Source organism: Mesorhizobium sp. IMUNJ 23232 (assembly GCF_044326205.1).
In the GTDB taxonomy this organism is placed as follows: Bacteria; Pseudomonadota; Alphaproteobacteria; order Rhizobiales; family Rhizobiaceae; genus Kumtagia.
On the sequence record NZ_JBIRCY010000122.1, the window covers coordinates 1 to 8,923 of the forward strand.

Consider the following 8,923-nt stretch of genomic DNA (forward strand, 5'->3'; position numbering starts at 1 on the left):
ATGTGTATTCGCTTCTGGCTCATCCCGATTCGCCATCCATTGGGCCAACAGAATCAGCGCTTTGTGGCCAATGCGTGGTATCAACGGAACCTCACCTTCAGAGGTTTCCCGGCTATGCGTTCTCGATGGGGTTGAAGTCGGGACTGTAGGGCGGCAGGAACCGAAGCGTGGCGCCGGCCGCCTCGATCGCGGTGCGCACGCCTTCTCCCTTGTGCGCCGGCAAGTTGTCCATGATGACGACCTCGCCCGGCGAGAGCGTCGGGACCAGCACCTGTTCGACATAGGCGAGGAACACGGCGCCGTTCATCGCACCGTCGTAGACGAAGGGAGCGGTCATGCCGGTGAGCCGCAGCGCGCCGGTGAAGGTCGTCGTCTTCCAGTGTCCGTGCGGCACGCCGGCCCGACAACGCTCGCCCCGCGGCGCCCTTCCGCGCAGACGCGCCATCTTGGTCGACAATCCGTTCGAGAGCCACGGGTCTCTCTCACCGTCAATGAACACGAGCTTCGCTGGATCGAGATCGAGTTGGCCCTCGAACCAGGCACGTCGGCGCTTCAGGATGTCGGGGCGGTCCTGCTCCAGTGCGTGGGCCGACTTTTTTGAATGTCCAGCCGCGCCCGCGAAGCCAGGCGCTCAAGGCGCTTCGGCCGATCCGAACCAACCGGTCGGCCGCCAGCCGCTCGACCATCTCGTTCAGTGTGATGTCCTTGCGTTCCTCGATAAGCTCGACGATGAAGGCTTCATGCGCATCGAGCCTTGAGCCGCGTTGCCAACCTTGTGGTCGCGGCGTAAGTTCCCCGATCTTCGCCCGCGCGATCCAGCGGATCGCACTCGATATCCCCACCTCAAATCGCGCCGCAGCCTGCCGCGCCGACGCTCCTTCTTCCGAAGCCTTCAAAACCCGCGACCGAAGATCAGCGCTAAGTGCTCTCGCCATCGTCCACCTCTTCAAAATGGACGTTGAATCAACCCGCGCGCTGCCTGTCACTTCACAATCGATTCATCTATCAACGCATGTGCTCTAGCGATGATGTTTGCCGAAGATGCCGTCGAGGGTTGCACTTGGTTAGATTACTACGAATGCCGCTTCCACGCCGTGTTCGCGGCCCTGCGCATCGACTTGCACAATCGCAAAGTCGGACAGATGAATCGCAGCATCCCGGAAACCTCGGAATCCGGTGAGGAGGTGGCGGACGACAGCGGCGGCAAAGACGGAACAGATTCTGATTTCTTGGTGTCGTCGCGGCTCCACGATCATGTCTATGCAAGGCAGGTGGGGGACTTCCTCAACCGCTGCCCCCTATGAATATCAGGCCGGCGTCCTGTGCCGACTGATGAACCCGACCCAGGAGGACGCAACCAAGCGCTTCCGCCTCCGTATATCCAACCACCGATGTGGCCAGATGCAGCTCGGCTAAGCCGGTTTGCGGCTTGGTGCTTTTGCTAAATAAGGCCGTACCGTTGCACGTACCCGGTATTCCAATTCTCGACTTTGGGGCAACGGAACAACTTTATATTCCGATGGCCAATTCTTTCGCGCGAACGACCGAGCCACAAAACGCGGCGACATCAACTTGCATTGTGGCAGCGAACCCAGATCGAAATTCCGATGCCATCTTTCCGATCGATACCGCTACTTCATTATCTTGCCGATGCGCCCGACATAAAGCGAGGCAGCCTATGTGCTCGATAGGCTATTCGATCACGACACAATCCTCGACATCCAGGAACACTTTACCGATACCGGCGGAGCGAGCGATCATATATTCGATCTGTTCGCCCGATCGGCAAGCGGTACGCATTGGGACTGCGCAATCTCAAAGATCGGAAGTTCCACGCGTTCGAGAAAGGCGATGTATATCCGGCGCTGTCGAGCCATATCGGGGCACCGATCTGTTTCTCGATCATTGGGACGATCAGCTTCATCTGGCGGCGTCGATCACGACGCGATCAGTGGTGCCGTCCACGATCCTGAAAAAGCTGTCCGCATCACCGAATGAAAGCCAGCTCGCAAGGGCGCTACGCGAACCGGGCTACGGCGAGCCGCATAAATTCTCACTCTTTTCGACACCAGCGCAAGATTTCTGAGCAGTTCTTGTCCGCCCCCCTTGAACTGCTTGCCCAGGATAAGGGTGTACAGAGAGTTGCCAAAGGAGATAGACTCATGTTTCAGCCTTACGAATTGGAGCGGCAATGGCTTGCCGCATGTGGCTATGACGCAACGGATCAATGTCGGAATTGAGCCCGGAGTCGAGCAGGCGGCGATCGAAGAAGCGCTGCGAAAGTCGACCACGAAGATCGTGCGGTGGCGGCGCGATGCCGGCAATGTGCTGGTGATCGACATTCCCGCAAGCGCCGACTTGAAGGCATTCCTCGAAGAGGTCCGGGCGATCACGGGCGTGCGTTATGCCGAGCCGGATTCCTTTCAATCGGGTTTTTGACGGCGGACCAAAGTGGCGACACTTACAGCTTTGCTGTGATCGCTGGACGACCCGGAAGCATGGGCGAGCCGATCGCCGCCGGGTTGTCGACGCGCAGCATGGTGACGCCGATGCCAGCGATGCCGATAAACAGGCCAGGGACGTCAGTGCAGCCGGCGAGACCGGTGGTCCATTTGCCGCCGTTGAGCGCTCTGATCTTGAGACAGAGATCGGCGAGCCGGCGCGCGGCCTGTTGATGCTCCGGAAGGTTCAGGATTTCGCTGGCGAGCAAGATCAACTCGGTGACGCCACCAAGTCCATGGCAAAGCGTCGCGTCATGGGCGATGCCTTGCGCCGCATCGCGGCCTGCGTTTACGGCAAGCGCACGCCCTGCAAGCAACGCGGCCGACGCTTCAGCCAGCGCCCAGTCTTCGCCGGTCGCTTCGTGGAGGCGCAGGCGGACGGCGCCGATGCCCAGTGCGCCGTGGCACCAGGCGGTAGTCCAGCCGGGACTTTCCGGTTTGCGCAGATCGGGCCAGGCGCTGCGTTCCCGGGCGAAATGGCCGCGCTCGTAGGTGAAGGCGGCATGCGCGGCGTCGAGCAGCGACGCGTCTCCCGTCAGCCACGCGGCTTCGGCTAGGACGAGGCCGATGCCGGACGCCCCATGGCCGAGGCCACACAAACCGGGCTGGCCCTCGTGGTCAGGCCAGGAATCCCCCCACCATGAGCGCGATCGTCGGGCTACCAGTTGCTCGCAGGCGAGACGGGTCGCGTCGAGATGGCGGCTATCGCCCGACATGCGATGCAAGGCGAGCAGACCGATACCGACTCCGGCCAGGCCACCAAGCAGATCATCCATTTCGATGATCGCGCCCGCGATGATCGCGTCAGCGATGTCGCGCGCCAGGGCGAAGGCCTCGCAGCGCAGATCCACATCGTCGAGCGCGTTGGCCACTTCCGCCGCCGCAAGCGCAATACCAGTCGCGCCGGAATAGAGCGAAAGGTTCGTAGGACAAAGTTCGCGCCTCGCGGCGGAAAGCGAGAAGACGAGCGCGTCACGAGCCACATCAGCGTAGACCTGCGAAGCAGTGGCTCTTGCCAGATGTCCGAGGAACCAGGCAATGCCGGCGGCGCCGCCATAGAGATCGGGCCCCACGGGACCGTGGACCACACTGGTGCTGTTTTCGTCCGTGCCGATCAGATCGTCGCCCGTCCAGGTGACACCGAAGGTTTCGGCAGTCGCGCCAGCGACCAGATGGTTGCCGATCTCGATTGCGGCATCGCGGTAACGCGATGTCGTCGCCGGCTGCGTCTCGGTTCTCATGCCGGCTCTACCTCCCAGGGTCGCCGCGGATCGATCGATGCCGCAGCCAGCGCGGCGACCAGTTTGGCGACGGCGTGCATCTTGATTGTCTGTCCGGTCTCAATGAGATCAAGCACGGCAGGGGCTAACGCATTGCATCGGCTCTGACCAAAGGATGAGTTGCCGGCAGGGTCGTCAGCGCGGCCGACGCCTGGCGCGAGGGCGTGGGTGAGTGGCGGCGTCGACGGCCGCAGATGCCGGCGGAGCCGCTCGGCGAGCGCCGCTACCGCCGGCTCCAATGCCCGGCAACGCTCGCGCTCAAGATAGACCACAAGCGCATCGACGCGCTGCGTGAGGCTCGGCCGGATCGGGTATTTGAGGGAATATTTTGTAGCCGTGCCATCGAGCCATGTCGTAACTTCGGCCAGCACCGGGCCGACGTCCTGCCAGCCTACATTGAAATAGAGCCTGGTGAGCGGTGGTTCAGGCGTTGCGATCGCCGACTGTGAAACCCAGAAACCTGTCGCCTCGTCGACATCGCTGATCAGTTCGTTGACGCTTAGCTCGTCGCCTGGCGCTGGCGGCAGGCCGGGGCGCGCGATGTTGGCGTATTGGCCGGGATAGAGCCAGCGGTTCACCTGCTTCAAGCCGGCCAGGCAAGCCCCACCCGGATCGGACTGCAAGACTACCCAGCCGCGCTGCCAATGCCGCGACGCCGCCGCCGCCACAGCAAGCGCGCTGCGCAGATCCGGCGGCGGCATAGCGGAGTCGTGAATGACCGAGGGATCGGGTTGCTGAGTATACCAATTGCCGTAGAGCCAATCGGCGATGTGCGTCAGCCGCTCGGTGGGGTCATCGCTCATCGCGAGGTCTTCAGGAACCGGATCGAGCAGCCCCGCCAAGCGTGCAAGATCGCGCTCGACATTTGCCGGCAGCCTGTCACTCGTGCCCGCTAGGTCCATGGCGTAAACCAGTCGGTGGCTTGAGTGCGTTTCTCGCACAATATCCTGACGGTTGTCAGGATCGGCATCACACCGGTTTCGGTGAAGTCGCTATCCTCGTTGACGAGCGGGGCGGCGGCATCGACCCATTCGCTGGCGACATGGAGAAGGCGGGCGGCGGTGAAAGGCACGAGGCGGTCGCAGGTGTCCGTCTGGCGGTAGGCATTGAGAAAGATCGGCGCCAACGTTTCGACCGTTCTTGGCCAGCCGCTCATGCCCGGTTCGGCGCCGATGCCGTCGCGAATGGCTTGCAGCACCATTTCGGCGAGGGTCCCGGCGATATCCCAGGCCGGGTCGCCCAGGCCCGACATCTCCCAGTCGATAAGCTTCAGTTCATCGTCTTGCAGCACCCAATTGTCGCCGCGGATGTCGCCATGGATCAAGCAACTCGGGCGATACAGGTGCTGCGCCTCGGCAAGCAATTGGCTGAAGACCGTGTCGTCGGCGAGAAAGCGCATGAACCGGGCGGAGCCGGCGGCACGGTCGGCTGTCGCTGTTTCGGTGTCGTTGCCGAGGTGTAGAATGCCGGCAGAGAGCGAAGGGAGCAAGCTCACCTCGGTCGTATCGCCGTGCCATTTCGCCATTGCCATGCCAAGACGCGCGGCGACGGCAGGGAGGGTGATCGGGTAAGGGGCGAAATGCAGCGGCCATTCACTGCCGGCATGGCCCAGATATTCGACCGCAAGAATCTGGCGTGCTTCGTCGAGCAGTATGGGCCTTGGCAGGGCGGAAGCGATGCCGGGCTTCCAACGCGCCAGCCGGTAGACATAGAGCTCGCGTGCCAGATTGCGGCCGCCGCTGGCGGCACCCTTTGCAGGATACTTGACGATGGCCATGCGGCCATCGGGCGCGGTCACTCGGGAGACAACATGGAAACGCGACAACGTCTCGACCCTGAGACGTGGATCCTGCAAGTCGCCTTTCTCTAACCAGCCACAGGCGGACAGCGCTCTTGTCGCCAACGATCCGTCATCGACGCGGGCAAGCGCCAACACATCACGTTGCGGCGCGAGAGTCATTCGCGCCGCAAGCCTTTGCTTGAATTACAATTCTTCACCCTGGTCTATTCACCGTTCCACATCGAGTAAGGATCATAGGCCGACCAGTCTTCGCCCTGGCTGCCACAGCCGCATCCGCCACCTTGGTCGGAGGCCATGCCCTTGCCGAAACCCGGCGGCTGTCCCGGCTGGTCGCCGCAAAGGAAACCAGACGGACAACGGACCAGGATCGAAGGCTGGGGACAGGTCACAGGCGTCTGCGAGGGGCAGATGACCGTCTCCGACGGGCAGATCGTGATCTGCGATGGACAATCATCCACCAGCGATCGGCATCTCACCGGTAACGACAGGCAGGTGATTTGCTGCGACCGACACACCGTGATGATCGACCGGCAGGTCCAGATCGGCCGGGTCGGCGGGCACCGGATGAGTGAAGGCTGGCAGACGATCTGCTGGGACGGACAGCGCACCACGACGGAGGGCGGGCACCGCACAAACGACGGGCAGGCAGTGATCGGCACGCTTGGCTGCGGCCGCGGGCAGGCGCGGTTAACGGCTGCGGCGGCATCGACGCAGCCGAAGCCATAGACATCGTTGGGCACCGGATCGGCCGGATTGTCACGCAACGGCCGCGCTGTCTGCCGGACAATGTCGCCGACCTGGGCGGCTGACAGTTGCGGGTTGCACGACAGCACCAAGGCTGCAACACCGGCGACATGCGGGGTCGCCATCGAGGTGCCCTGATAGGTATCGTAGCCGTCGTCCCAGACAGTGCTGCGAATGCCGACTCCGGGCGCGACGACGTCGATATGTGGCCCGGTCTGCGAGAAGAACGCCTGGTGATCCGACTGGTCGATGGCCCCGACTGCGATCACGTCGGGATAGGCGGCCGGATAGCTCGGATCGTTGTCGCCGTCGTCGAAGCCGTTACCCATTGCTGCGCAAACGACGGCGCCTTGAGCAATGGCATAGGCTATGGCATCGCGCTCGACCTGGGTGTCGACGGAGCCCCCAAGGCTCAGATTGAGCACGCGGGCCCCATTGTCGACGGCCCAGCGAATGCCGGCCGCTATGTCGGCCGCTGAACCGGTGCCGCTCACCCGGCCGTCTGAATTACGCACCAGCCGGGCCAGCACCCGTACAGGCATCAGCCGGCAGTTCCACGTCACGCCAGCCACACCGACGCCGTTGTTGCTGGAACAGGCGATGGTACCGGCGACATGGCTGCCATGACCGACTTCGTCCTGGGGGTCGGCATCGGCATTGTCGAAATCGCCTTCGAAATGCCACCCGGGCGGAGGTGTCGGACTGGGGCCGAGATCGACCAGATCGCGACCGGGGACCAGCAGTCCGGCGAGTTCGGGATGATCGAGGTCGATGCCAGTATCGATGACAGCGACGACGATATTGGGCGAACCGGTGGTGCGATCCCACGCGGCCGGGCAGTTAATGTGGTTCAAGCCCCATTGCGAGGGATAGTCCGGATCGTTCGGGACGATGCAGGTCTCGCGATAGACGTTGGGCTCGGCATAGACGACACCGGCGACGCTGGAGAGGCGCTTGACAGCCGTTTCCGCGTTGATCTTGCCAGCATAGCGGATGCGGTAGGTGCCGGCCATTTGTACGGCTTCCGCCATGGCGGCTGAGGTTGCGGGGGCGGGTGGATGGAGACTGGTGATCTCGGCGATCTTCAGATCGCCTAGGGCCTCATCCAGCGCACTGATGCCGAAAGCCTTGGCTCCGGCTGCGGCGCGTCCACGCGAGGGACCCCGCGCGATGCTGGCAGTCATCTTGTTGGCTGCGTCCGGACTCAGTTGGACCAGCAATTCGCCGGGGATGATATTGGATACACCTTTGGAAAACACGCGTGCCGACGGTTTTCCTCCAGCCAACGCTCTGATCTTTGGGGGTTTTCGGGGTTCGTTAGGGTCGGCCATATAATCCTCCTTATATGTGTGCGCCCCCTCTGGTACTTCCAGTCAGAAGATCAAGCATTTGCAGTTATTTATCGAGTGTTTTTGTCTGGAGAAAGGAAATATATCTTCGAGAAATATACACCAATAAATATTAAATGTCAATCCTATGATCAGGGTATCGACAGAACATCTCAAAACGAGTGAGTAATAACGACGCAGCCTCGCAAGGTTGCAGCAGAGCATCTTTCTCATGAGGCTAAAATTTTCAGCTAACTCACTATAATTTCACCCAATTGAACTGGTCTCCGCTAGACCTTGACACTCAACGGGAGACAATCTTGAGTTGATCGTTGCAAGTGTGCCAATATGAATGGCACCGCTGGCGAATAGCTCCATGCGAGCCAATTGGCATGTCCGTCGCCTAATGATCGGGAATCCGCCGATCCGGTTTGGCGCCCTGTTTTGCAGGAAGCGGTTACGGAGAAAGTGGTGTACCCCCTGGCGACCTCTGCCACAGCCGCATGATATTCGTCAGGGCTTATGCGCGTGAGACCCAGGAGATGGTGTTCGACGTGCATGACAAGGCGTTTGCCTTCTTCGGGGGGCCTGTATCCGCGGCATCGTGGTTGAGCCCACGGGTTTACTCCGATCCGAGGGCAGTTTTGCAAGCCGTTTGACATTACTCCTGGTCTGATTGTCCACTCTCATGCAATTCAATGTTGCTTGTCAGCAAGCGGACAGCATCCGGGATTCACGGCAGGATCCGATCCCAATCAACAACGCCTGGTCCTGCAGAAAATTATTATTTTGTGACCCGCGTGAACGGCCTTGTCCCGGCGCAGTCGTTAGGGTCGTTCGCCGCCGAGACCGCGGAGGAATGGCCGGTTTCGGGCGAAGCATGTCGTCGTCCGAAAGGCTGAGATGGGGCGGAGGCTGTGTGAAAACGCTTCTCATGCCTAAAAGTGTAAAATTCTCTTCTCAAAATCTGTTGTTGGCAGCGCTTGATAGCATCAACGTTCTAAATATACGCCCCGTCAGGAGCGACATTCTCGTGCGCAAGGTCCAGGTTGAGTTTTCACACAGCCTCGGGCGCATTGCTGACAGGCTGCTTTGGGGCGGAGGCTGTGTGAAAACCCTTGATTATGCTATGATCTGGCAATGTGTTGATTTCCGCGGAGAACTGACCCGGGGTTTCCACTGAGAACTGACCCGGGTGGATGATGGTTTTGGGTCAGGTTGTCGTCAAGTTTCGAGCTTTCTCCTTTGTCGGTTTTGCAGTCTTTGCTG

7 protein-coding genes and 2 pseudogenes are annotated in these 8,923 nt (G+C 61.1%); 4 read left to right on the forward strand and 5 right to left on the reverse strand.

The genetic code is table 11. The annotated features are described in order from the left end of the window. Positions 1-115: 115 nt before the first annotated feature. A pseudogene (locus tag ACH196_RS37225) lies at positions 116-935 on the reverse strand (IS630 family transposase); the annotation flags it as partial. A gap of 90 nt (positions 936-1,025) precedes the next feature. On the opposite strand from ACH196_RS37225, the gene ACH196_RS37230 reads away from it, so the two are divergent. The 3 genes and pseudogenes from ACH196_RS37230 to ACH196_RS37240 all read left to right on the forward strand — a co-directional run bounded on the left by ACH196_RS37230 (position 1,026) and on the right by ACH196_RS37240 (position 2,439). After that, on the forward strand, positions 1,026-1,304 hold the full coding sequence (locus ACH196_RS37230) for a hypothetical protein (RefSeq protein WP_396651850.1): 279 nt from the start codon (positions 1,026-1,028) through the stop codon (positions 1,302-1,304). A 151-nt stretch (positions 1,305-1,455) separates the two neighbouring features. Then, positions 1,456-2,074, forward strand: a pseudogene (locus ACH196_RS37235) (Tn3 family transposase); the annotation flags it as partial. 137 nt (positions 2,075-2,211) lie between these two features. Then, on the forward strand, positions 2,212-2,439 hold the full coding sequence (locus tag ACH196_RS37240; RefSeq protein ID WP_396651851.1) for a hypothetical protein: 228 nt from the start codon (positions 2,212-2,214) through the stop codon (positions 2,437-2,439). Positions 2,440-2,461: 22 nt separating this feature from the next. Here ACH196_RS37240 and ACH196_RS37245 read toward each other — a convergent pair whose 3' ends face one another. The 4 genes from ACH196_RS37245 to ACH196_RS37260 are packed head-to-tail and all read right to left on the reverse strand — an operon-like array spanning position 2,462 to position 7,657. Next, positions 2,462-3,742 (reverse strand): lanthionine synthetase LanC family protein, encoded by a 1,281-nt coding sequence (locus ACH196_RS37245; RefSeq protein WP_396651852.1) that lies wholly within the window; start codon positions 3,740-3,742, stop codon positions 2,462-2,464. After that, a complete protein-coding gene (locus tag ACH196_RS37250; protein WP_396651853.1) occupies positions 3,739-4,623 on the reverse strand; it encodes a T3SS effector HopA1 family protein in 885 nt (294 codons plus the stop codon). The genes ACH196_RS37245 and ACH196_RS37250 overlap by 4 nt, the downstream gene beginning before the upstream one ends. Before the next feature lie 50 nt (positions 4,624-4,673). Then, positions 4,674-5,741, reverse strand: a complete 1,068-nt coding sequence (locus ACH196_RS37255) for a phosphotransferase (RefSeq protein WP_396651854.1) — start codon at positions 5,739-5,741, stop codon at positions 4,674-4,676. Positions 5,742-5,785: 44 nt separating this feature from the next. Beyond that, positions 5,786-7,657 (reverse strand): S8 family serine peptidase, encoded by a 1,872-nt coding sequence (locus ACH196_RS37260; protein ID WP_396651855.1) that lies wholly within the window; start codon positions 7,655-7,657, stop codon positions 5,786-5,788. Between the two features lie 916 nt (positions 7,658-8,573). Here ACH196_RS37260 and ACH196_RS37265 point away from each other — a divergent pair. Beyond that, entirely contained in the window at positions 8,574-8,837 is a 264-nt protein-coding gene (locus ACH196_RS37265) for a hypothetical protein (RefSeq protein ID WP_396651856.1), read from the forward strand. Positions 8,838-8,923: the final 86 nt, after the last annotated feature.

What these genes read in the sequence shown, in the direction of transcription:
- ACH196_RS37245 (WP_396651852.1), bottom strand. Translation starts at nt 3,742, where the DNA reads ATGAGAACCGAGACGCAGCCGGCGACGACATCGCGTTACCGCGATGCC.
- ACH196_RS37260 (WP_396651855.1), bottom strand. Translation starts at nt 7,657, where the DNA reads ATGGCCGACCCTAACGAACCCCGAAAACCCCCAAAGATCAGAGCGTTG.
- ACH196_RS37240 (WP_396651851.1), top strand. Translation starts at nt 2,212, where the DNA reads ATGACGCAACGGATCAATGTCGGAATTGAGCCCGGAGTCGAGCAGGCG.
- ACH196_RS37230 (WP_396651850.1), top strand. Translation starts at nt 1,026, where the DNA reads ATGATGTTTGCCGAAGATGCCGTCGAGGGTTGCACTTGGTTAGATTAC.
- ACH196_RS37255 (WP_396651854.1), bottom strand. Translation starts at nt 5,741, where the DNA reads ATGACTCTCGCGCCGCAACGTGATGTGTTGGCGCTTGCCCGCGTCGAT.